This window comes from Kitasatospora phosalacinea, assembly GCF_030268885.1.
GTDB classification, from domain to species: domain Bacteria; phylum Actinomycetota; class Actinomycetes; order Streptomycetales; family Streptomycetaceae; genus Kitasatospora; species Kitasatospora phosalacinea_C.
This window is the reverse complement of record NZ_BSSA01000001.1, coordinates 461,119-481,964: the sequence shown is the minus strand read 5'-3', so window position 1 is coordinate 481,964 and position 20,846 is coordinate 461,119. Positions and strand designations below refer to the sequence as shown.

Sequence of the window (20,846 nt, the reverse complement as noted above, 5' to 3'; positions counted from 1 at the left end):
TCCCCTAGGGTTCCGGGCATGCCACACCTGCCCGATGTCGTGCTCTGGTCGATACCGGCCTTCGTGCTGCTCACCGTCCTGGAGATCGTCTCGTACCGCTTCCATCCGGACGAGGAGGAGCAGGGGTACGCCGCGAAGGACACCGCGACGAGCCTGACCATGGGTCTGGGCTCGCTGCTGTTCGACGCGGGGTGGAAGGTCCCGATCGTGGCGGTCTACTCGTTCCTGTACGAGTGGACGCCGCTGCGGGTGCCGGTGCTGTGGTGGACGGTGCCGCTGATGCTGCTGGCCCAGGACTTCTTCTACTACTGGTCGCACCGCGGCCACCACGTGGTCCGGATCCTGTGGGCCTGCCACGTGGTGCACCACTCCAGCCGGCACTACAACCTGTCCACGGCGCTGCGCCAGCCCTGGACCTCGGCCACCAGTTGGGTGTTCTTCGTGCCGATGGTCCTGGCGGGCGTGCACCCGGCGGCGCTGGCGTTCTGCTCCTCGGCGAACCTGGTCTACCAGTTCTGGATCCACACCGAGCGGATCGGCCGACTGCCCCGCCCGGTCGAGTACCTCTTCAACACCCCCTCGCACCACCGGGTCCACCACGCCTCCCAGGGCGGCTACCTGGACCGCAACTTCGGCGGCATCCTGATCGTCTTCGACCGGCTGTTCGGCTCCTTCGCGGCCGAGGCCGAGCGCCCGGTGTACGGCCTGACCAAGAACATCGGCACCTTCAACCCCTTGCGGGTCGCCACCCACGAGTACGCCTCCATCGCCCGGGACATACGGGGTGCGAGCACCTGGGGCGACCGGCTGCGCCACCTCACGAAGGGGCCCGGCTGGCACCCCGCGCCCCGCACCGAGACCACCGCCGCCACCGGACCGGAGAGTGCCGCCGCATGACTTCCCTTCGCGACCCGCGCACCGCGCGGGCCCTGCTGATCGCCTTCACCGTCGTCTCGGCCGCGCACCTGCTGGCGATCTGCTTCGGCGTCAAGCCCCTGCAGTACGGCACCAAGCCGCTGCTGATGCCGCTGCTGGCCGCCTGGGTGTGGGCCCTCGCCAAGCCCGGCACGCCGCGGCTGCTGGTGCCCGCGCTGCTGTGCGGCGCGGGCGGCGACATCCTGCTGGAGATCGGCGGGACGGTCGCCTTCCTGGCCGGGATGGGTTCGTTCGCGGCGGGCCACGTCTGCTACGTGACGATGTTCGTGAAGCTGGGCGCGCTCGCCGACCGCCGCCGGGTGCTGCTGGTCGGAGGCTGCTACGCGGTGGTCTGGGCGGCGCTGATCGTGCTGCTCTGGCCCGACCTGGACGCCGGGATGCGCGTCCCGGTGGCGCTCTACAGCCTGCTGCTGGCCTCCACCGCGGTGACCGCCTCGCAGGTCAACGTGCGGGCGGGGCTGGGCGGGGCGCTGTTCCTGTTCTCCGACACCCTGATCGCCACCGACCTGGCGGACTGGCGGCACCTGCCCGCGCACGCCTTCCTGATCATGGCGACCTACCTGGCCGGGCAGTACCTGCTGACGGTCGGCACCCTGGAGCGCACCGGCGGCGTGCCGCGCACCGACGACTGAGCGCACCGGCCCCGGGCGCACCGGCCCCGGACGCGGCGGAGGGCGGCACCCGCTCGGGTGCCGCCCTCCGCCGTGCCGTCGGCCGCGTGGGACGCGCGGCCTGCCGGTACGGTGGGCGCGTACCGGACGGCCGCTCAGGAGGCCCGGCCGGAGGCCGCGCCGCGACGGCGCAGCAGCCAGAACCCGCCGACGCCGGACGCGACCAGCCCGGCGCCGACGGCCAGCCGGGTGCCGTCCACGCCGACCGAGCCGCCCAGGCCGGTCTCCACGCCGCCGTGCGGGAGCCGGGCGCCCTCCCAGACGCCCGCCCCGGCGGCCGCGCCGCTGACGGTGCCGTTCGTCCCGGCGGCCGCGATGGCCACCGCACCGACGAAGCCGTCCCCGTTGGGGCACTTGCCGTCGATGCCCCAGGACGAGTCGGTGGTGGTGCGCTTGGCGGCGGCCGCGGCCATCTCCTGTTCGGAGATGACGGTGGCGCTGCCCGAGTACTTCCCGTCGGGGCCCACGCGGAGCGTGGTGGAACCGCCGGCGAAGGCCGGCGAGGTCGCGGTGACGGTCTTCTCCGTGCTGCTCGCGCACGTGACACTGACCGAGACCGACTGCCCGGGCTGGGCCTGCGCGGGAGAGACCCAGGCGGGTTCGCTGCCCTTCGCGGACGCGGGGGCGGTGCCGGCCATGCCGAGCAGGACGGTGGTGCCGAACAGTGCGGCGGCGGCGGTGCGCGTCGGGCGCATGCCGTACCTCCAGGGGGTCGGGGTGGGGAGAGCGGCTCCGTGACCGGTCCGCTACTCCCGGTTGCCGACCACGCTAGGCAGTGCCGCCCGGCCCGGCGAACTCGCAAGGCCGTTCGGGTCCGACCGATGCTCCGGACCCGAACGACCCGCGGCCCCGCCCCCGGCGAACCGCACCCGCGGGCCGGGCCACGAACGCCCCCGGGAGGGGCTACTCGTTGCGGGCCGTCTCCGGCCCGGTGATCCGGCGCAGCAGCGGCAGGGTGGCGCCGATGACGGCCAGCGCCCCGGCCAGCCCGCCCGCGACCGCCAGGTAGTAGCCGGTGCCGAGCGAGTGCAGCGTGTACTTCAGCTGCGAGCGCAGGAACAGGTCGGCGGCCAGCAGTCCGGTGCCGATCGCCAGGGCCGAGACCGCCAGCAGCGGCACCGCGGACTCCATCAGCACCACCCTCCGCAGCATCGCCAGCGACACCCCGCTCAGCCGCAGCAGGCTGAACGGCCGCTTGCGCTCGCCGAGCGCGGCGGCCACGCTGACCGCCAGGCTGCAACCCGCGATCGGGAAGGTCGCCAGGATCACCACCCTCGCCAACTGCTGGAAGCCCTCCAGCTCGCTGCCGGACAGCTTCCGCCCCTCGGACAGGGTCATCGCCTGCCGGACCGCCGGGTAGGCCGCGTCCACCGCCGTCCGGACCCGCTCGACCGCGGTCGGCGAGCCGTCGGTGGCGACCACCACGTTCACCACCGGCAGGGCCGCCACCTGCTCGGGGGTGTGGGGCGCGGCGGGCCACGCGGTGCCGGAGTAGTCGCGGAACCCCGCCAGCACGGACGGCAGGTAGGCGGTGGCCGCGCCGGGCTCGCAGTGGCCGAACACCCCGACGGCGTCGAGCTCCGGGCAGGTCACCACCTCGGAGGCCGTGGTCTCCTCCCCGACGTGGACCGGCACCACCTCGTCGAGCGGGTGCACCAGCATGGTGGCGCGCACGCCGGGGACGGCCTGAAGGCCGGCGGTGAATCCGGGCGGCGCGGGCGGGCCGGAGCTGCGGTCCAGGCCCTCGGGGGTGCGGCCGTCACTGAGGTTGTCGAGCAGCACGTGGTCGAACTGCGGGCCGCCCTCGACCCGGCCGCGCTCGTCGGTCATGGTGGTGATGATCCCGATCGTCGCGGTCATCACCAGCAGGGCCAGCACCAGCCCGCTGACGGCCCGGAACCCGGCGGTGGGGTTGTCGGCGAGCCGGCGGGCCGCGATCAGCGTGGCCGGGTGCTGGGTGCGCCGGGCCAGCAGGGCGGCGGCCCGGCCGGTCAGCCAGGGGCCGGACAGCACGATGCCGAGCATGATCAGGACGAACGAGGAGAGGTAGCCCCGCACCTGGCCCGGGACCGACTCCGGGTGCCGGAACAGCAGGAACACCAGCTCGGCGAGCCCGGCCAGCAGCGGTGCCACCCGCCAGGCCCGGGGCGGCTCCGGGGTGACCCGGCGGCTGACCCCGAGCGGGGAGACCTGCACCCGGCGCAGCGCGATCCGGGCCGCGACGACGGCCGCCAGCGGCACGCCCAGCAGGAGGGCCGCGACCTGCGGGAGCGTCAGGGTGAGGTCGGAGGCGTAGAAGCGCTCCGTGGTCAGCGACAGTTCGGCGACCCGGCCGCGCACCGCGAGGTAGGGCAGGAAGCCGAGCAGCGCGCCCGCCGCGGCGGCCAGCGCCGCCTCGACGGCGGAGACCGCCGCCACCTGCCGGGGCGTCGCGCCGACCAGCCGCATCGCGGCGAAGCGGCGCTCGCGCTGGGTGGCGCTCAGCCGGGTGGCGGTGCCGATCAGGATCAGCAGCGGGAAGACCAGTGCCCCGGCGACGACGGTCAGGATCAGCGTGACGCCGTTGGACTGGATGCCGACCACGCAGTCGTCGCAGCGGTCGGGCGGGGTGGTGAGGATCCGGGCGACCTGCACCGCCCCGTCGACCTTCGACACCTCCTGCGGGGTGCCGCCGACCAGGGCGACCAGGCTGTCGGGGCCGGGCAGCGCGTCCTTGCCGAGGATGCCGATCCGGTGGCTGCCGTAGCGGTCGGCGAGCTGCTCGGGGGGCACCGCGTCGGCGAGCTTCGCCAGCGCGGGCGACAGGTAGTACTCGCCGTCGGCGGGCAGCCGGTCCACGCCGGGCGGCAGTGCGCCGGTCGGGCCGGTGGGGGCGACGTCGATCCGGCCGATCTGCCGCCCCTGGAAGTAGTCGCGCCGGACCAGCCACCACAGCGGCGCGTCGCCGTCCGCGGTCGGCCCGGCCGCCGTCGGCCCGGCCGCTCCCGCCGCCTCCCGATCGGCGGGGTCGGCCTGGCTGGCGGCGGAGAAGCCGCTGTTGGCCCAGGCGTAGCGGCCGTTCTGGGCGTGCACGGCGTTGACGGCGGCGAGGGTGGTGAACAGCAGTCCGACGCCGACGGCGACGGCGACGGCGGTGACCAGCAGGCGCAGCCACGCCTCGCGGCCGCCGCTGACGGCGAGGCGCAGGCCGAGGCGGATCACCGGGCGGCCCGTCCGCTCAGCGAGGTGGCGCGGCCGTCGCGGACGATCGTCTCGCGGTCGGCGTAGGCGGCGATCCGGGCCTCGTGGGTGACCAGGACGACGGTGGTGCCCTGGGCGCGGGCGGAGTCGACCAGCAGGTCCATCACGTGCTCGCCGGTGAGCGAGTCGAGCGCACCGGTGGGTTCGTCGGCGAACAGCACGCGCGGCTCGGCGACCAGCCCGCGGGCCAGGGCGACCCGCTGGGCCTGGCCGCCGGAGAGCTCGCCGGAGCGGCGGCGCTCCAGCCCGTCCAGGCCGAGCCGGGGGAACCAGGCGCGGGCCCGGGCCAGCGCGTCGGCGCGCTTGGCGCCGCCGAGCAGCAGCGGCAGGGCGACGTTCTCCTCGGCGCTCAACTCCGGGACGAGCTGGCCGAACTGGAAGACGAAGCCGAAGCTGTCGCGGCGCAGCGCGCTGCGCTCCTGCTCGCCGAGGCGGTCGATCCGGCGGCCGTCGAAGTGGATCTCGCCGCCGTCGGGGGCGAGGATGCCGGCCAGGCAGTGCAGCAGGGTGGACTTGCCGGAGCCGGAGGGGCCCATCACGGCGAGGATCTCGCCGGCGTCCACCTCCAGGTCGGCGCCGCGCAGGGCGGGGGTCTCGCCGAAGGAGAGGGTGACGGCGCGGGCCTCGATCAGGGGTGCGGTCACCGGGCGGTCACCTCCGCGGCGAGGGCGTCCAGGCGGGCGGCGGTGAGGTCGATCCAGCGCAGGTCGGACTCCAGGTGGAACAGGCCGTGGTCGGCGAGCAGGGCGTCGACCAGGCTGCCGGAGCGCTTGACCTCGGTGAGTTCGCGCATCCGCCGCAGGTGGGCGGCGCGCTGGGTGTCGAGGTAGCGCTCGGCGTCGCGGCCGAGCATCAGGGCGAGCACGACCTTGCTGAACAGCACGGTCTGCAGGTGGGGTTCGGCGGCGACCGGTTCGCTCAGCCACTCCTCGAACTCGGTGGCCCCCGCCTCGGTGATCACGTACCGCTTGCGGTCCGGCCCGTCGCCGGCCTCGGGGTCGCCGACCACCACCTTCCCGTCCCGGGCCAGCCGTCCGAGGGTCGCGTACACCTGGCCGAAGGGCAGCGGTTTGCCGCGCCCGAAGAAGGCGTCGTAGTCGCGCTTGAGGTCGTAGCCGTGGCTGGGCTCGCGTTCGAGGAGCCCGAGCAGGGTGAGAGGAACGCTCATGATCGGAGCCTACGCCGCGCGTACACTCCACGTCTATACACTCGGAGAATACTGACGCGAGGATCTTCCTCCACTACCCTCCACCTGGGGTTTTCCGGCAACGGGGGGACGGCATGGAGTTCACGGCGCTCCGCAGGAGCGATTCGGCGACGGTGCGGACGCCGCTCGGCGAGCTGGTGCTGCACCGCTCGCCCGAGAAGGTCGCCCCCGGCGTCTGGACCCCGGGCCTGCGGGACTGGCGGCTGGAACTCGACGGCCGCCCGCTCGGCGGGCTCCCCGGGTTCGCGCCCGGCCCGCGCGCCGTCAGGGCGGCCCGCCGCGGCAGGCTGACGGCCGACTTCGAGGGCGCCGAGGCGCGCGTCACCGCCCGCAGCCGCCACCTGCTGCGCTCCCGCCGGTACGTGCAGTTCGAGGTCGGCGGGCGCACCCTGTGCTTCGTCCGCCGCGGCCTGGTGCGCACCGAACTGCTGGAGGGCGGGCGGACGGTGGGCCGCACCAGGCTCGGCTCCTGGGAGTTGGCCGAGCCCGATCCGCTGCGGGTGTTCGCCACCGCGGTCTACGCCTGGGGCGGCCTGGACCACGCCAACGACAACCCGCTGCTGCCCGACGTGCTCTCGGAACTCCTCCTCGCCCCCCTGTCCTGAACCGGGCTCACAGGTCCAGGTCGACCACCACCGGCGCGTGGTCCGACGTCCCCTTGCCCTTGCGGGCCTCGCGGTCCACGTAGCTGTCGGTGACGGCGTCCGCGAACGGCTTGTTGGCGTACGTCAGGTCGATCCGCATGCCGCGGTTCTTCGGGAAGGCCAGTGCCCGGTAGTCCCAGAAGGTGTACGGGCGGTCGTACTTGAGGGCGCGCGGGACGACGTCCTGCAGGCCGGTCTCGCGGAGGGCGGCGAGGGTGGCGCGCTCGGGGGCGGTGACGTGGGTGAGGCCCTCGAAGGCGGCGAGGTCGAAGACGTCCTCGTCGGTGGGGGCGACGTTGAAGTCGCCGAGGACGGCGAACGGGCGCTCGCCCGCCGCGTCCTCGCGGACGGCGTCGCGCAGCGCGGCCATCCACTCCAGCTTGTAGCGGTAGTGCGCGTGGTCGACCTCGCGGCCGTTGGGCACGTACACCGACCAGACCCGCACCGGGCCGCAGGTCGCGGCGATCGCGCGCGGCTCGACCACCGGGAGCAGCGCGTCCTCGGCGAGGTAGCCGGGTTGGGCGGGCAGGTCGCGGACCACGTCCGCCAGGCCGATCCGCGACAGCACGGCGACGCCGTTCCACCGGCCGTCGCCGTGCGCGGCGGACTCGTAGCCGAGCTCGGCGACCGCCTCGGCGGGGAACGCGTCGGTGGCGCACTTGAGTTCCTGCAGGCAGAGCACGTCCGGCTTGGCGGACTCCAGCCACTCCAGCAGCTTGGGCAGCCGGGCGGTGACGGAGTTGATGTTCCAGGTGGCGATGCGGACGGTCACGGCGGCCTTCCCTCGGCGGTGCGGACGGACGGGGCCCCGGCGCGCGGGCCGGGCACCCCGTCCGAACATACCGCCCGCCGCCGACAGCACCCGGCAGCCGGACGGGCTGACGGGGGGTCAGCGGGAGGGCCGCACCACGCCCGCCGCTCCCCCGCCGCGCCGCACCGGTTCGGCGGCGGCCAGCCAGCGGCCGTCCGGGAGCCGTTCGACGCCGGTGGCGGCGCCGATCTCCGGGGTGGCCGCGAACACGTGGCCCAGCGCCTGCAGCTGCGCCGCCTCGGGCGAGGCCAGGAAGGCGGGTTCGGCCTGGGTGGCGGCGCCGTTGCGCTGGCTGGCCCGGGGCGCGGCGATGGCCTGTTCCAGCGTCAGCCCGCGGTCCACCCGGCCGGTCAGCACCTGTAGGACGGTGGTGATGATGGTGGCGCCGCCGGGCGAGCCGAGCGCCAGGTAGGGCTCGCCGTCCTTGAGCACGATCGTCGGCGAGATCGAGGAGCGCGGCCGCTTGCCGGGTCCGGGCAGGTTCGGGTCGGGGACGCCGGGGGTGAGCGGCGCGAAGTCGAAGTCGGTCAGCTCGTTGTTGAGCAGGAAGCCCCGGCCGGGGACGGTGATGCCGCTGCCGCCGGTCTGCTCGATGGTCAGCGTGTAGGAGACCACGTTCCCCCAGCGGTCGGCGACGGTCAGGTGGGTGGTGCTCTGCCCCTCGTACGGTTCGGCGGCGGGCTGCCCGGTGCTGCCGCAGGCCGTCGGGTGGTACGGGTCGCCGGGGGCGAGCGGGCTGGTCAGGGCGTGGCCGGGGTCGATCAGGCAGGCCCGGGCGGCGCCGTAGCCGGGGTCGAGGAGCTGCCGGGTCGGCACCTGGACGGCGGACGGGTCGCCGACCCAGCGGTTGCGGTCGGCGAAGGCGATCCGGCTGGCCTCCAGGAAGCGGTGGTCGTAGCGGACGGGGTCGGCGAGGTCGGCGCCGCTGCCCGCGGACAGGATGTTCAGCGCCTCGCCGACCGTCGTCCCGCCGGAGGAGGACGGCGCGATGCCGTACACGTCCAGGCCCCGGTAGCTGACGTGGGTCGGCTCCTGGTCGCGGACCCGGTAGGCGGCCAGGTCGGCGGCGTCGACCTTCCCGGGGCGGGCGGTGCGGCCGGAGGCGGGGTCGACGGGCGGGTGCTGCAGGGTGCGCACCACGTCGGCGCCGATCGGGCCGCGGTACAGCGCGTCGGTGCCGCGGCGGCCCAGCTCCCGGTAGGTGGCGGCCAGGTCGGGGTTGCGGAAGGTGGAGCCGACGGCCGGGAGCTGCCCGCCGGGCAGGAACAGGTCGCGGCTGGCCGGGAAGTCCTGGAACCTGGCCCGGTTGGCGGCGGTCTGGTCCTGGAAGGTCCGGTCGACGGTGAACCCGCGCTCGGCGATCCGCTCGGCGGGCTCCAGCACCCGGCCCAGGCTGCGGCTGCCCCAGCGCTGCAGCGCGCGCTGCCAGGTCGCGGCGGTGCCGGGCACGCCGACCGACAGGCCGCTGGTGACGGCCTCGTCGAAGGCGAGCGGCTTGCCGTCCTCCAGGAACAGCGCGCTGTCGGCGTGCCGGGAGGCGGTCTCCCGGCCGTCGATGGTCTCGACCTTCCCGGTGCGGGCGTCGTAGTGGACGAAGTACCCGCCGCCGCCGATCCCGGCCGAGTAGGGCTCGGTGACGCCGAGCGCGGCGGCGGTCGCGACGGCGGCGTCCACCGCGTTGCCGCCGTGCTCGAGCACCTCCAGCCCGGCGGCGGTGGCGTCGGCGTCCACGCTGGCCACCGCGCCGCCCCAGCCGACCGCGACCGGCTGCTTGCCCGGCGGGGCCTTGCCGTCGGGGACGGCCTGCGCGGGGGCGGCCAGCAGTCCGGTGGCGGTGACCAGCACGAGGAGGGGGACGAGACGGGTGCGGGCGCGCATGCGGCCTCCCTGGAACGGCGTCGGTCCCCCGTTCTCCCACATCCGCCGTGCACCGGACAACAGGTGCGTCGGCCATCCGGCGGCGTTTTCACGAGGTGTTGACGCGGCGTCAACACCCGTGCGGCGGTCAGCCGTTGCCCGCGGTCCGTTCCACCCGGCGGCGCTTGACGGTGCGGAAGCGGCGGGCGACCTGGCGGGCCAGGTCCGCGGCGCCGACCAGTCCGGCCTCGTTGCCGAGGGCGGCGTGCGCGATCTCGGCCTCGGGGCGGAAGCCGCGGCCGGTGAGGGTGCGGGCGAAGGCGTCCCGGGCGGGGGCCAGCAGCAGGTCGCCCGCCTCGCTGACGCCGCCGCCGATGACGAAGCGGCCGGGGTCGAGGGCGGCGGCCAGGTTGGCGATGCCGACGCCGAGCCAGCGGCCGACCTCGTAGAGCAGCTCGACGGCGACGGCGTCGCCGTCCCGGGCGGCCTCGGTGACCAGCGGGCCGGTGATGCCCAGCGGGGTGCCGCCGGCCCGGGCCAGCAGGGGCTGCACCACCGGGGACTCCTCGGCGGCCAGTTCGCGGGCCTCGCGCACCAGCGCGTTGCCGGAGGAGTACTGCTCCCAGCAGCCGCGGTTGCCGCACGGGCAGCGGTGGCCGCCGGGCACCACCTGCATGTGGCCGAACTCCCCGGCCAGGCCGTGCTTGCCCCGGTCGACGTGGCCGTCGCGGACCTGGGCGCCGCCGATCCCGGTGCCCAGGGTGATCATCACCATGTGGTCCTCGCCGCGTCCGGCGCCGAAGCGCCACTCGGCCCAGGCCGCGGCGTTGGCGTCGTTCTCCACCACGACGGGGAAGCGCAGCCGGGAGCTGAGCGCCTGCTGCAACGGTTCTCCGCGCCAGTTCAGGTGCGGGGCGAACAGCACGGTGGAGCGCTCGGCGTCCACCCAGCCCGCCGCGCCGACGCCGACCGCGTGCACGTCGTGCTTGTCGGCGAGCTGCAGGACCAGGTCGACGATGACGTCCTCGACCACCTTGGGGCTCTTGCTCTTGTCGGGCGTCTCGGTGCGCAGCCGGTCCACCACGTGGCCGTCCCCGTCGACCACGCCCGCGACCACCTTGGTGCCGCCGATGTCCACGCCGATGGTGGGGAGCCTCAGCACGCCCGCGGGCAGGGTGCGGCGGCGGCGCTCGGCGCGCGGGCCGAGGCCCAGCAGGTTGGGCAGGACGGGGCGGGCGGGGCGGGCGGGGCCGCTGGCTCGGGTCACGGAACGAATGCTCCTTGATTGGGTAAAGGTTGCGGTCCGGTGTCGGAGGGCCGTGGGCGAACTGGCAGACTGAGCGCAGAACGCACAGCGGATTCTCACGAAAACGTGATGTTCCTCTCAGGTTTCCGCGAGTGTCGACAGCAACTGATCGACTGTGTGACGCAGTCTGACAAGTGTGATGCGTGAACCGGGGGACCTTGCCCCGGACGGCCGGACGAACCGATGCGAGAGACCCAGATGCAGCTGACAGGCACCCCGTTCCTCATCCTCACGATCGTCCTGGTGCCGGTCTCCATCGCGGTGGCGCTGCTGCTCTGGGGCCGGGTGCGCGGACCGCGGGCCTTCCAGGCGCTGTCCAGGATCGCGATGCTGCTGTTCTGTCAGCTCACCGCCGTCCTCACGGTGTTCGTCATGGTGAACAACGCCAACCTGATCTACGGCAGTTGGGACGACCTGCTGGGCACCGGCAACCACGTCCGCGCGGTGCCGGACCTGCAGGCGCAGGCCAACGGCGGGCCGGACGCGACGGGCGCCCCCGGCAACGACGCGCAGCACGCCAAGGTGCTCCAGCAGTTCAAGCCGGTCGGCGACCCGAAGGTCCCCAACGACGTGCAGACCACCGACCTGAAGGGCGCGGTCTCCGGCGTGGACGGCGAGGTGCTGGTCTGGCTGCCGCCGCAGTACGACGACCCCGCGTACAAGGACAAGACCTTCCCCGTGGTGGAGCTGCTGCCGGGCTGGCCGGGCTCCTCGAAGACCTGGTTCGGCACCCTGCGGGTGTCCGAGCAGCTGAAGCCGATGATGCAGAGCGGGCAGGTCGCCCCGTTCATCCTGGTCTCGCCGCGCACCAACCTGCTGGGCGACAACACCGACACCGGCTGCGCCGACGTCCCCGGCAAGGTCAACGCGGACGCCTGGCTGTCGCGCGACGTCCCGCAGATGGTGCTCGACAACTTCCGGGCCGACCCGTCCCCCGACCGCTGGGCGGTGGCCGGGTACTCCGCGGGCGCCCACTGCGCGGCCAAGCTCGCCCTGGAGCACCCGAACCGCTACCGGGCCGGGGTCAGCCTCTCCGGGTACAACGACCCGGGCGTCGAGGAGAAGTCGCTGACCGCGAAGGACCCGCACCTGCGGGAGGTCTCCAACCCGCTGAACATCCTGAAGTCCGCGAAGACCCCGCCGAAGACCGCCCTCTACGTCAGCGGCAACAAGGGCGACGGCCTGGAGGCGGGCGAGGCCCTGAAGGCCGCCGCGAAGGCCCCCACCACCGTCACCGTGCAGGAGACCAGCGGCGCGCACAGCAGCGACGTGTGGAAGCCCATGGTGCCGGGCGTGTTCACCTGGCTGACGGGCGTGATCCCCGTCCAGCACTGACGCGGCGTCCGCGCGAAGGGCCGTCAGGCGAGTTCGAGGGCCAGGTAGAAGTCGACCCGGTCCTCCAGGCGGGAGAGGTCGCGGCCGGTGAGCTCCTCGATCCGGCCGATGCGGTAGCGCAGCGTGTTGACGTGGACGTGCAGCTGGGCGGCGCAGCGCGTCCAGGAGCCGTCGGAGCGGAGGAACGCCTCCAGGGTGCGGACCAGGTCCGCCTGGTGCTCCAGGTCGTAGGCGATGACCCGGTCGAGCAGGCGGCTGCGGAAGGCGCGGCGGACCTCGTCGGGGACGGCGGCCAGCAGCAGGACGTGCGAGGCGAGCTCCTCGGGGCCCGCCACGCAGACCCGGCCGACCCGGGCGGCGGCGATCCGCCGGGCGTGCCGGGCCTCCTCCAGGGCGCCGCGCAGGCCGCCGGACTCGGCGGCGGGGGCGCAGACGCCGACGGTGATCCGGCCCTCGGAGCCGAGGCCCGCCTCCAGCGGGGCGAGCAGCGCCCGGACGGCGTCGGCGGGGACGGGGGTGTCGAGGGCGGGCAGGACGACGACCGCGCCGGTCGGGCCGAGGGCGGCGACCAGGGCGCGGTCGGTGGCCGCGGCGAGGGCCTCCTCCAGGACGGGGCGCAGCGCGCCGTCGGGCAGTCCGGTGGCGTCGGCGGACAGCACCAGCCACTGCGGGCTCGCGCCGGAGGTCTCGGTGGAGCCCTCGTAGCGGGCGGCCATGGTGGTGGACGCCTGCAGGGCGCGGCCGATCTCGGCGGGGTCGGCGTCGCGCTGGAGCAGGGTGAGGACCTCGTCGGCGATCCGGCGGCGCAGGCGGCGGCCCTCGTCGCGGCGGGTGCGTTCGGCGGCGACCAGGCGGGCCAGGTTCTCGGCGAGCTGCTGGCGCTTGGGGGTCCATTCGGTGACGTCCCCGGCGACGGCGAGGATCCAGTCGGCGAGCGGGGTCTCGGCGTCCGTCTCGGCGGCGGCGGGCAGCAGCGAGTAGGTGCCCCCGGCGAGGCGGACGCGGTGCGGGGGGCGGCGGCGCTGGCGCTGGGCGGCCAGGTGGGCGCGGGAGAGCTGGTCGCGGTCGGCGGCGGGCAGCCGGTCGGCGGGCCCGGCGACGACCCGGCCGGTGGGGGTGAGCACCCAGCAGTCCAGGTCGAGGTCGCCGCCGAGCAGGTCGAGGACGGCGTCGAGGCCGCCCGCGCCCGCGGCGGAGACCAGCAGGCGGTGCCGGTCGACGAGGGCGGCGAGGTCGGCGGCGCGGTCGGCGGAGACCTGGCGGCCGACGTACTCGGTGACCGTGCCGAAGGCGACGTCGTCGGGGACGGCGAGCAGCGGCAGGCGGTGGCGGCGGCAGGCTTCGACCAGGTCGGCGGGGACGGGGCCGACCTCGACCTCCCCGGCGCCGAGGGCGGCGGCCCCGGCGGTGGCGATGGTGCGCACGAAGCGCTCGGAGTCGGCGGGCGCGGTGCGCCAGAGCATGCCGGTGAGGACGAGTTCGCCGCCGTGCAGGTAGCGGCCGGGGTCCTGCAGGTCGGTGGTCATCACTCCGGTGACCTGCCGGTCGAGCTCGTCCTCGCCGGCGAGCAGGCGCAGTCGGGGGGCTCCGGGGGCGAGCAGGTCACGGACGCGCATGGGCAGCCCTTCTTGCTTGGTCTGTGAGGGTGGGACCGCGGGGTGGAACGGCCCAGTGTGCACGAGCTGGGCTGGAGGATCGTCCACCTTAGAGGAACGTACAGGACGGTGGTGCGGGGCACTGCCGGGCCTCATGCCATCGGTGACTGCCAGTGGCCCCCGTCACAGCGGTTCACTTGCCAACACGCCGCCGGGCTGCACCGCGGTGGCCGAGGCCCCCGGGCCCCGGACACCGGCAAGGGCGCAGGTGCCCGCGTCCGTCGGCGACGACTTGAGGAGTTACCCGCATGGAGTTCCTTCGGCCCGCCACCTGGGACGAGGCACTCGCGGCGAAGGCCGAGCACCCCACCGCGCTGCCGATCTCCGGCGGCACGGACGTCATGGTCGAGTTGAACTTCGACGTGCACCGGCCATCCGCGATCCTCGACCTGAACCGCATCACCGAGCTCACCGAGTGGAGCAGCGACGGCGCGACCGTCCGGCTGGGTGCGGCGGTGCCGTACGCCCGGATCATCGAGGAGCTGTCGGGGCCGCTGCCGGGCCTGGCGCTGGCCGCGCACACCGTCGGCTCGCCGCAGATCCGCAACCGCGGCAGCGTCGGCGGCAACCTGGGCGCGGCCTCGCCGGCCGGCGACTCGCACCCGGCGCTGCTGGCCGCGGGCCGGGAGGTGTGCGTGGAGGCGCACTCGGTGCGCGGGTCGCGGCTGATCCCGATCGACGAGTTCTACGTCGGGGTGAAGCGCAACAGCCTGGAGCCGGACGAGCTGATCCGCGCGGTGCGGATCCCGGTCGCGGACGGCCCGCAGCAGTTCTCGAAGATCGGCACCCGCAACGCGATGGTGATCGCGGTCTGCGCGTTCGGCTTCGCGCTGCACCCCGAGGACGGCACGGTCGGCACCGGCATCGGCTCGGCCGCGCCGACGCCGCGCCGGGCGGTGGAGGCCGAGGAGTACCTGCGGGGGGTGCTGGCCGAGCGCGGCCTGTGGGAGTCCGGCGAGCTGCTGGGCCCGGAGGTGGTGCAGCGCTTCGGCGAGCTGGTGAAGGCCGCGGCCTCCCCGATCGACGACGTCCGGGGCACCGCCGACTACCGGCGGCACGCGCTGGCCGTGATGGCCCGGCGCACCCTGACGTGGTGTTGGAACGACTATCGCAAGCAGATCAGGAGCGCGGCATGAGGGTCACGTTCAGCGCGAACGGCAAGCCGGTGGAGGCCGACGACGTGTGGGAGGGCGAGTCCCTGCTGTACGTCCTGCGCGAGCGGGTCGGCCTCCCCGGGTCCAAGAACGCCTGCGAGCAGGGCGAGTGCGGCTCGTGCACGGTCTACCTGGACGGGGTGCCGGTGTGCTCCTGCCTGGTGGCGGCGGGCCAGGTGCAGGGCCGCGAGGTGCGCACCGTGGAGGGCCTGGCCGGCCCGGACGGCGAACTGGGCCTGGTCCAGCAGGCGTTCGTGGACGCGGGCGCCGTGCAGTGCGGCTTCTGCACCCCCGGGCTGCTGGTGCAGACCGACGCCCTGCTGGCCGCGGACCCGCAGCCCTCGGACACCGACATCCGCGAGGCGCTGTCGGGCAACCTGTGCCGCTGCACCGGCTACGAGAAGATCATGGACGCGGTGCGGCTGGCCTCGGCCCGCACGTGTGCGGGCAAGGAGCACGCGGAATGAGCACTCGTACCATCGCGGGCCAGAAGAACCTGCAGAAGATCAACCAGGCGGCCAAGGACGGCATCGGCGGCTCCCCGCTGCGCCCCGACGGCACGCTGAAGGTGAAGGGCGAGTTCGCCTACTCCTCCGACCTGTGGCACGAGGACATGCTGTGGGGCACCGCGCTGCGCTCCCCGCACCCCCGGGCGAACATCCTGTCGGTGGACGTCTCCGAGGCGCTGAAGGTGCCCGGGGTGTACGCGGTGCTCACCCACGAGGACATCCCGGGCGAGAAGTACTACGGCCTGGAGATCGCCGACCAGCCGGCCCTGGCGATCGACAAGGTCCGCTACCACGGCGAGGCGATCGCCCTGGTGGCCGCCGACCACCCGGAGACGGCCCGCCGCGCGGTGAAGAAGATCAAGGTCGAGTACGAGGTGCTGACCCCGATCGTCACCGAGGAGCAGTGCCTCGACCCGGAGACCCACGGCTACGTGCACGAGCCGCACGAGTACAAGTCGCACGCGTACGGCAACGTCTGCCACGAGCAGAAGCTGGTCTCCGGCCTGGGCGTGACCGACGAGGTGCGGGCGCTGGCGGACGTGGTCGTCTCCGGCGAGTACGAGGTCGGCATGCAGGACCAGGCGTTCCTCGGCCCGGAGTCCGGGCTGGCGGTGCCCGCCGAGGACGGCGGCGTCGACCTGTACATCGCCACCCAGTGGCTGCACGTGGACCGCCAGCAGATGGCGCCCGTGCTGGACCTGCCGCTGGAGAAGGTCCGGCTCACGCTGGCCGGGGTGGGCGGGGCGTTCGGCGGCCGCGAGGACCTGTCGATGCAGATCCACGCCTGCCTGCTGGCGCTGCACACCGGCAAGCCCGTCAAGATCGTCTACGCCCGGGACGAGTCCTTCTTCGGGCACGTGCACCGCCACCCGGCGCGGATGCGCTACGAGCACGGCGCCACCCGCGACGGCAAGCTGGTCTTCGCCGACTGCCGGATCGTGCTGGACGGCGGCGCCTACGCCTCCGCCTCCCCCGCGGTGGTCGGCAACGCCGCCTCGCTGGGCCACGGCCCGTACGTCATCCCGAACGTGCGGATGCACGCGATCGCGCTGTACTCCAACAACCCGTCCTGCGGGGCGATGCGCGGCTTCGGCGCGGTGCAGGCCGCGTTCGGCTACGAGTCGCAGATGGACAAGCTGGCCGAGGCGCTCGGCATGGACCCGGTCGAGCTGCGGCAGCTGAACGCCGTCACCCAGGGCGACCGGATGCCGACCGGGCAGGAGATCGACGCGCCCGCGCCGGTCGCCGAACTGCTCCAGCGGGTCAAGGACATGCCGCTGCCGCCGCCGCTCGACCTGGAGCACCTGGACGTGCGCACCCTGCCGGGCGCGCTGTCCAACACCTCGCACGGCGAGGGCATCGTGCGCGGCGTCGGCTACTCGGTGGGCATCAAGAACGTCGGCTTCTCCGAGGGCTTCGACGACTACTCCACCGCCCGGGTCCGGCTGGAGGTGATCGGCGGCGAGCCGGTCGCCATGGTGCACACCGCGATGGCCGAGGTCGGCCAGGGCGGCGTCACCGTGCACGCCCAGATCGCCCGCACCGAGCTGGGCGTCGAGCAGGTCACCATCCACCCGGCCAACACCGAGGTCGGCTCGGCGGGCTCGACCTCCGCCTCCCGGCAGACGTACATGACCGGCGGCGCGGTGAAGCTCGCCGCCGAGGCCGTGCGGCACGAGCTGCTGGAGCGCGGGCGGCACCGCTACGGCTGGACGCAGACCGACCTGTCGCTGGTCGGCGGCAAGGTGGTCTCGGCCTCCGCCGGGGTGCTGATCCCGATCGTCGACCTGCTCGGGGACGACGCCATCGAGCAGACCCGCGAGCACCACCACCGCCCCACCGTCCCGTTCGACAAGGAGACCGGGCAGGGCTTCGGCCACGTCCAGTACACCTTCTGCGCCAACCGCGCCGTGGTCGACGTGGACGTGGAGCTGGGCCTGGTCAAGGTGGTCGAGCTGACGGCCGTGCAGGACGTCGGCAAGGCGCTCAACCCGCTCTCGGTGGTCGGCCAGATCCAGGGCGGCTGCACCCAGGCGCTGGGGCTCGCGGTGATGGAGGAGATCGTGGTGAAGGACGGCAAGGTGCGCAACGCCTCCTTCACCGACTACCTGATCCCGACCATCCTGGACACCCCGCCGATCCCGGTGCAGATCCTGGAGCTCCCCGACCCGCACGCCCCGTACGGGCTGCGCGGCGTCGGCGAGGCCCCCACCGTCTCCGCCACCCCGTCGATCGTCGCGGCCATCCGCCAGGCCACCGGCAAGGCGCTCACCCGCATCCCGGTGCGGCCGGAGCACCTGACCGACACGCTCTGACGGGCCGTCCGAGAACGTCCCCGGGGACAGCACCCGTCTTCCCTGCTGATCCCCGGGGCGCTGCCGGAGTCTCGCCGGGCCCCGCAGCACCCCCCACCCGTGAGTCGAACCAGTCCCCCTGCGTACCCCACCTGACGGGCATTCAGGTCGGCTCGCCCACCCCAACCCCCTATGAACCTTGGGAGTGGACATGTCCCGGACCTCCACGGAGCCCGGCCCCACCGAAGAAGCGGCCCCCACCGCGCCCGACACACCCGCCAGAGGCGCCCTCGACGCCTACTTCAAGATCTCGGCGCGCGGCTCCACCCTGGGCAACGAGATCCGCGGCGGCCTCACCACCTTCATGGCGATGGCCTACATCGTCCTGCTCAACCCGATCATCCTGAGCGGCGCGGACGTCACCGGCGCCAAGCTGGGCCACGCCCAGCTGACCACCGCCACCGCGCTGGCCGCCGCCGTCACCACGATCCTGATGGGCGTGGTCGGCAACGTGCCGCTGGCGGTCGCGGCCGGCCTGTCCGTCTCCGGCGCGATATCCGCGCTGGTGGTGCCGCACACCACCTGGGCGCAGGCGATGGGCCTGTGCGTGATCTACGGCCTGCTGATCGTGCTGCTGGTCGTCTCCGGCCTGCGCGAGAAGATCATGAACGGCATCCCGCTGCCGCTCAAGCACGCCATCACCATCGGCATCGGCCTGTTCGTCGCGATCATCGGCTTCTACAAGGCCGGGTTCGTGCACACCGGCGGCCCCACCCCGCTCTCGCTCGGCCCGTTCGGCGAGCTCCAGGGCTGGCCGGTGCTGGTCTTCGCGCTCACCCTGCTCACCATCTTCGTGCTGCTGGCCCGGAACGTCCGGGGCGCCATCCTGATCGGCATCGCGGCGGGCACCGCGGTCGCGCTGGTCGTCAACGAGGCGGCCGGGCTGACCGCGAAGGACTGGGGCGGCTCGGCGCCGACCTGGCCCGGCTCGCCGGTCTCCGCACCCGACTTCGGGCTGTTCGGGCACGTCGACCTGTTCGGCGCGTTCGGCTCGCACGGGCTGGGCGCGATCAGCGCCTCGGTCGCCGTGTTCACCCTGGTGCTGGCCGGGTTCTTCGACGCGATGGCCACCATCATCGGCGTCGGCACCGAGGCCGGGCTGGCCGACTCCAAGGGCCGGATGCCCGGCCTGTCCAAGGCACTGTTCGTCGACGGCGCGGGCGGCGCGATCGGCGGCCTGTCCGGCGCGTCCGGGCAGACCGTGTTCGTCGAGTCGGCCACCGGCGTCGGCGACGGCGCCCGCACCGGCCTGGCCTCCACCGTCACCGGCGGCGTGTTCGCCCTGATGCTGTTCTTCTCGCCGGTCGCCGCGGTGGTGCCGGTGCAGGTCGCCTCCGCCGCGCTGGTGGTGATCGGCTCGATGATGATGAGCCAGGCCCGGCACATCGACTGGTCGGACCGCGAGATCGCCATCCCCGCGTTCCTCACCTGCGTGCTGATGCCGTTCACCTACAGCATCACCGCGGGCGTCGCGGCCGGCGTCGTCTCGTACACCGTCATCAAGGCGGGCACCGGCAAGTGGCGCGAGCCCGGCCCGCTGATGTGGATCCTGACCGGCGTGTTCGTCGTGTACTTCGCGCTCGTCCCGATCAAGTCCTGGCTGGGCGTGCACTGACGCCCGCGCCCACCCCCGCCGCCCCGCCGGACCCTCCGGCGGGGCGGCACCGCCCGTCACAAGGAGCAGCCCCGTGCACGACATCGCCGACCAGTTGCACACCTGGCACGCCGCCGGACGCCGCTACGCGGTGGCCACCGTGGTCGGCGTCTCCGGCTCCGCCCCGCGCGAACCCGGCGCGGCGCTGGCCGTCGACGCGGACGGCGAGGCGGTCGGCTCGGTCTCCGGCGGCTGCGTCGAGGGCGCCGTGTACGAGCTGTGCCGCGCCGCGCTGGAGAGCGGCGCCCCCGTGCTGGAACGCTTCGGCTACAGCGACGAGGACGCCTTCGCCGTCGGCCTGACCTGCGGCGGCCTGCTCGACGTCTTCGTCCAGCCGGTCACCCCCGGCGCGGACCCCGGCCTGGACGCCGCCGTCGCCTGCACCGCCTCCGGCACGCCCGTCGCGGTGGCCCGGATCGTCGACGGCCCGCCCGCCCTGCTCGGCGGCACGATCGCCGTCACCGCCGACGCCCACCACGGCTCGTTCGCCTCCTTCCGGCTGGAGCGCGCCGCCGTCGCCGAGGCCCGCGCGATGCTCTCCGCCGGGCGCACCGGCCGGCTCGTCCTCGGCCTGGACGGGCGGCCCTGCGACCCGTCCGCCGAGCACACCGTCACCGTCTTCGTCGAGGCGTACGTGCCGCCGCCGCGGATGCTGGTCTTCGGGGCGATCGACTTCGCCTCGGCGGTGGTGCGGATCGGCAAGTTCCTCGGCTACCACGTCACCGTCTGCGACGCCCGGCCGGTCTTCGCCACCGCGCGCCGCTTCCCCGAGGCGGACGAGCTCGTCGTCGACTGGCCGCACCGCTACCTCGACACCCAGCTGGAGCGGCTCGACGGCCGCAGCGTGCTGTGCGTCCTCACCCACGACGCCAAGTTCGACGTCCCGCTGCTGGAGCGCGCCCTGCGCCTGCCGGTCGGCTACGTCGGTGCGATGGGCTCCCGCCGCACCCACCGCGACCGCGCCGCCCGGCTGCGCGAAGTCGGCGTCACCGAAGCCGAGTTGGCCCGCCTGCGCTCTCCCATCGGCCTCGACCTCGGCGCCCGCACCCCGGAGGAGACCGCCGTCTCCATCGCCGCCCAGCTCGTCGCCGAGGCCCGCGGCGGCTCCTGCCTCCCGCTCTCCGCCACCGGCGGCCCGATCCACCACGACCTCGCCCCGGCCGACCCCGGCTCCCCGCACGCGGCCTGAGCGGCCCTACCGACTGTCGCCGGCCCAGTCCCAGCGCCGCGGGTCGGTCGGGCGCGGCTCGTAGCGCGAGGTGCCCGCCCCGCCGTAGCGGCCCAGGTGGGTGGGCAGGGCGGCGCCGTCGGCGAGCGCGTCGGCCGCCCAGCCGGTGACGTCCAGCAGCAGCCCGTCCAGCGGGCCGCCGACCAGCTCCCGGTACGCCCGGCCCGGCCGGGGGCCGGGGTCGTCGTGGTCCGCGCCGTAGACCCGGCCCCGCAGCAACTGCTCGCTGTCGCGTTCGTCCATGGGGCCAGGCTCGCACCCCCGACCGACAACCCGGGCCCGGCG

The 20,846-nt window shown here is 74.3% G+C and carries 18 protein-coding genes; 9 read left to right on the top strand and 9 right to left on the bottom strand.

The window, feature by feature from the left end; all coding sequences use genetic code 11:
- Positions 1-18: 18 nt before the first annotated feature.
- A complete protein-coding gene (locus QSK52_RS02065) occupies positions 19-897 on the top strand; it encodes a sterol desaturase family protein (RefSeq protein ID WP_285732791.1) in 879 nt (292 codons plus the stop codon).
- On the top strand, positions 894-1,568 hold the full coding sequence (locus QSK52_RS02060) for a lysoplasmalogenase (RefSeq protein ID WP_352230255.1): 675 nt from the start codon (positions 894-896) through the stop codon (positions 1,566-1,568). Before QSK52_RS02065 ends, QSK52_RS02060 begins: the two co-directional genes overlap by 4 nt.
- Positions 1,569-1,702: 134 nt before the next feature.
- Here the strand turns inward: QSK52_RS02060 and QSK52_RS02055 are convergent, their stop codons facing one another.
- The 4 genes from QSK52_RS02055 to QSK52_RS02040 all read right to left on the bottom strand — a co-directional run bounded on the left by QSK52_RS02055 (position 1,703) and on the right by QSK52_RS02040 (position 6,015).
- Positions 1,703-2,302: a hypothetical protein gene (locus tag QSK52_RS02055; protein WP_285732790.1), complete on the bottom strand. Its 600-nt coding sequence runs from the start codon at positions 2,300-2,302 to the stop codon at positions 1,703-1,705.
- A 208-nt stretch (positions 2,303-2,510) separates the two neighbouring features.
- Positions 2,511-4,808, bottom strand: coding sequence for an FtsX-like permease family protein (locus QSK52_RS02050; RefSeq protein ID WP_285732787.1), 2,298 nt, complete (start codon positions 4,806-4,808; stop codon positions 2,511-2,513).
- The gene (locus QSK52_RS02045; RefSeq protein ID WP_285732785.1) at positions 4,805-5,491 is read right to left on the bottom strand and encodes an ABC transporter ATP-binding protein; all 687 of its coding nucleotides are present in this window, start codon (positions 5,489-5,491) and stop codon (positions 4,805-4,807) included. Before QSK52_RS02045 ends, QSK52_RS02050 begins: the two co-directional genes overlap by 4 nt.
- Positions 5,488-6,015, bottom strand: a complete 528-nt coding sequence (locus QSK52_RS02040; RefSeq protein ID WP_285732783.1) for a PadR family transcriptional regulator — start codon at positions 6,013-6,015, stop codon at positions 5,488-5,490. The genes QSK52_RS02045 and QSK52_RS02040 overlap by 4 nt, the downstream gene beginning before the upstream one ends.
- A 113-nt stretch (positions 6,016-6,128) precedes the next feature.
- Here QSK52_RS02040 and QSK52_RS02035 point away from each other — a divergent pair, with 113 nt between their 5' ends.
- Positions 6,129-6,659, top strand: coding sequence for a hypothetical protein (locus tag QSK52_RS02035; RefSeq protein ID WP_285732781.1), 531 nt, complete (start codon positions 6,129-6,131; stop codon positions 6,657-6,659).
- Positions 6,660-6,666: 7 nt separating this feature from the next.
- On the opposite strand, the gene QSK52_RS02030 is transcribed toward QSK52_RS02035, so the two are convergent.
- The 3 genes from QSK52_RS02030 to QSK52_RS02020 form a co-directional block, all read right to left on the bottom strand.
- Positions 6,667-7,470 carry an exodeoxyribonuclease III gene (locus QSK52_RS02030; RefSeq protein ID WP_285732779.1) on the bottom strand — a complete coding sequence of 268 codons (804 nt, stop codon included), beginning with the start codon at positions 7,468-7,470 and terminating at the stop codon, positions 6,667-6,669.
- A gap of 117 nt (positions 7,471-7,587) precedes the next feature.
- Positions 7,588-9,387, bottom strand: coding sequence for a gamma-glutamyltransferase (ggt, locus tag QSK52_RS02025; RefSeq protein WP_285732777.1), 1,800 nt, complete (start codon positions 9,385-9,387; stop codon positions 7,588-7,590).
- 127 nt (positions 9,388-9,514) lie between these two features.
- Positions 9,515-10,582: an ROK family glucokinase gene (locus QSK52_RS02020; protein WP_285733420.1), complete on the bottom strand. Its 1,068-nt coding sequence runs from the start codon at positions 10,580-10,582 to the stop codon at positions 9,515-9,517.
- A gap of 273 nt (positions 10,583-10,855) precedes the next feature.
- On the opposite strand from QSK52_RS02020, the gene QSK52_RS02015 reads away from it, so the two are divergent.
- Positions 10,856-12,007, top strand: a complete 1,152-nt coding sequence (locus QSK52_RS02015) for an alpha/beta hydrolase (RefSeq protein ID WP_352230254.1) — start codon at positions 10,856-10,858, stop codon at positions 12,005-12,007.
- A 23-nt stretch (positions 12,008-12,030) separates the two neighbouring features.
- Here the strand turns inward: QSK52_RS02015 and QSK52_RS02010 are convergent, their stop codons facing one another.
- On the bottom strand, positions 12,031-13,623 hold the full coding sequence (locus QSK52_RS02010; protein WP_285732775.1) for a PucR family transcriptional regulator: 1,593 nt from the start codon (positions 13,621-13,623) through the stop codon (positions 12,031-12,033).
- Positions 13,624-13,910: 287 nt separating this feature from the next.
- On the opposite strand from QSK52_RS02010, the gene QSK52_RS02005 reads away from it, so the two are divergent.
- The 5 genes from QSK52_RS02005 to QSK52_RS01985 all read left to right on the top strand — a co-directional run bounded on the left by QSK52_RS02005 (position 13,911) and on the right by QSK52_RS01985 (position 20,522).
- A complete protein-coding gene (locus QSK52_RS02005) occupies positions 13,911-14,798 on the top strand; it encodes an FAD binding domain-containing protein (RefSeq protein ID WP_285732772.1) in 888 nt (295 codons plus the stop codon).
- Entirely contained in the window at positions 14,795-15,283 is a 489-nt protein-coding gene (locus QSK52_RS02000; RefSeq protein WP_285732770.1) for a (2Fe-2S)-binding protein, read from the top strand. Before QSK52_RS02005 ends, QSK52_RS02000 begins: the two co-directional genes overlap by 4 nt.
- Positions 15,280-17,640: a xanthine dehydrogenase subunit D gene (gene pucD / locus QSK52_RS01995; RefSeq protein ID WP_285732768.1), complete on the top strand. Its 2,361-nt coding sequence runs from the start codon at positions 15,280-15,282 to the stop codon at positions 17,638-17,640. The genes QSK52_RS02000 and pucD overlap by 4 nt, the downstream gene beginning before the upstream one ends.
- Before the next feature lie 190 nt (positions 17,641-17,830).
- Entirely contained in the window at positions 17,831-19,294 is a 1,464-nt protein-coding gene (locus QSK52_RS01990; protein WP_285732766.1) for an NCS2 family permease, read from the top strand.
- Positions 19,295-19,367: 73 nt separating this feature from the next.
- Entirely contained in the window at positions 19,368-20,522 is a 1,155-nt protein-coding gene (locus QSK52_RS01985) for an XdhC family protein (protein ID WP_285732764.1), read from the top strand.
- 6 nt (positions 20,523-20,528) lie between these two features.
- On the opposite strand, the gene QSK52_RS01980 is transcribed toward QSK52_RS01985, so the two are convergent.
- Positions 20,529-20,804 (bottom strand): hypothetical protein, encoded by a 276-nt coding sequence (locus QSK52_RS01980; protein ID WP_285732762.1) that lies wholly within the window; start codon positions 20,802-20,804, stop codon positions 20,529-20,531.
- Positions 20,805-20,846 lie beyond the last annotated feature (42 nt).

Coding starts and splice junctions, on each gene's coding strand:
- QSK52_RS02065 (WP_285732791.1), top strand. CDS start 19: ATGCCACACCTGCCCGATGTCGTGCTCTGGTCGATACCGGCCTTCGTG.
- QSK52_RS02060 (WP_352230255.1), top strand. CDS start 894: ATGACTTCCCTTCGCGACCCGCGCACCGCGCGGGCCCTGCTGATCGCC.
- QSK52_RS02055 (WP_285732790.1), bottom strand. CDS start 2,302: ATGCGCCCGACGCGCACCGCCGCCGCCGCACTGTTCGGCACCACCGTC.
- QSK52_RS02040 (WP_285732783.1), bottom strand. CDS start 6,015: ATGAGCGTTCCTCTCACCCTGCTCGGGCTCCTCGAACGCGAGCCCAGC.
- QSK52_RS02035 (WP_285732781.1), top strand. CDS start 6,129: ATGGAGTTCACGGCGCTCCGCAGGAGCGATTCGGCGACGGTGCGGACG.
- ggt (WP_285732777.1), bottom strand. CDS start 9,387: ATGCGCGCCCGCACCCGTCTCGTCCCCCTCCTCGTGCTGGTCACCGCC.
- QSK52_RS02015 (WP_352230254.1), top strand. CDS start 10,856: ATGCGAGAGACCCAGATGCAGCTGACAGGCACCCCGTTCCTCATCCTC.
- QSK52_RS02010 (WP_285732775.1), bottom strand. CDS start 13,623: ATGCGCGTCCGTGACCTGCTCGCCCCCGGAGCCCCCCGACTGCGCCTG.
- QSK52_RS02005 (WP_285732772.1), top strand. CDS start 13,911: ATGGAGTTCCTTCGGCCCGCCACCTGGGACGAGGCACTCGCGGCGAAG.
- QSK52_RS02000 (WP_285732770.1), top strand. CDS start 14,795: ATGAGGGTCACGTTCAGCGCGAACGGCAAGCCGGTGGAGGCCGACGAC.
- pucD (WP_285732768.1), top strand. CDS start 15,280: ATGAGCACTCGTACCATCGCGGGCCAGAAGAACCTGCAGAAGATCAAC.
- QSK52_RS01990 (WP_285732766.1), top strand. CDS start 17,831: ATGTCCCGGACCTCCACGGAGCCCGGCCCCACCGAAGAAGCGGCCCCC.
- QSK52_RS01980 (WP_285732762.1), bottom strand. CDS start 20,804: ATGGACGAACGCGACAGCGAGCAGTTGCTGCGGGGCCGGGTCTACGGC.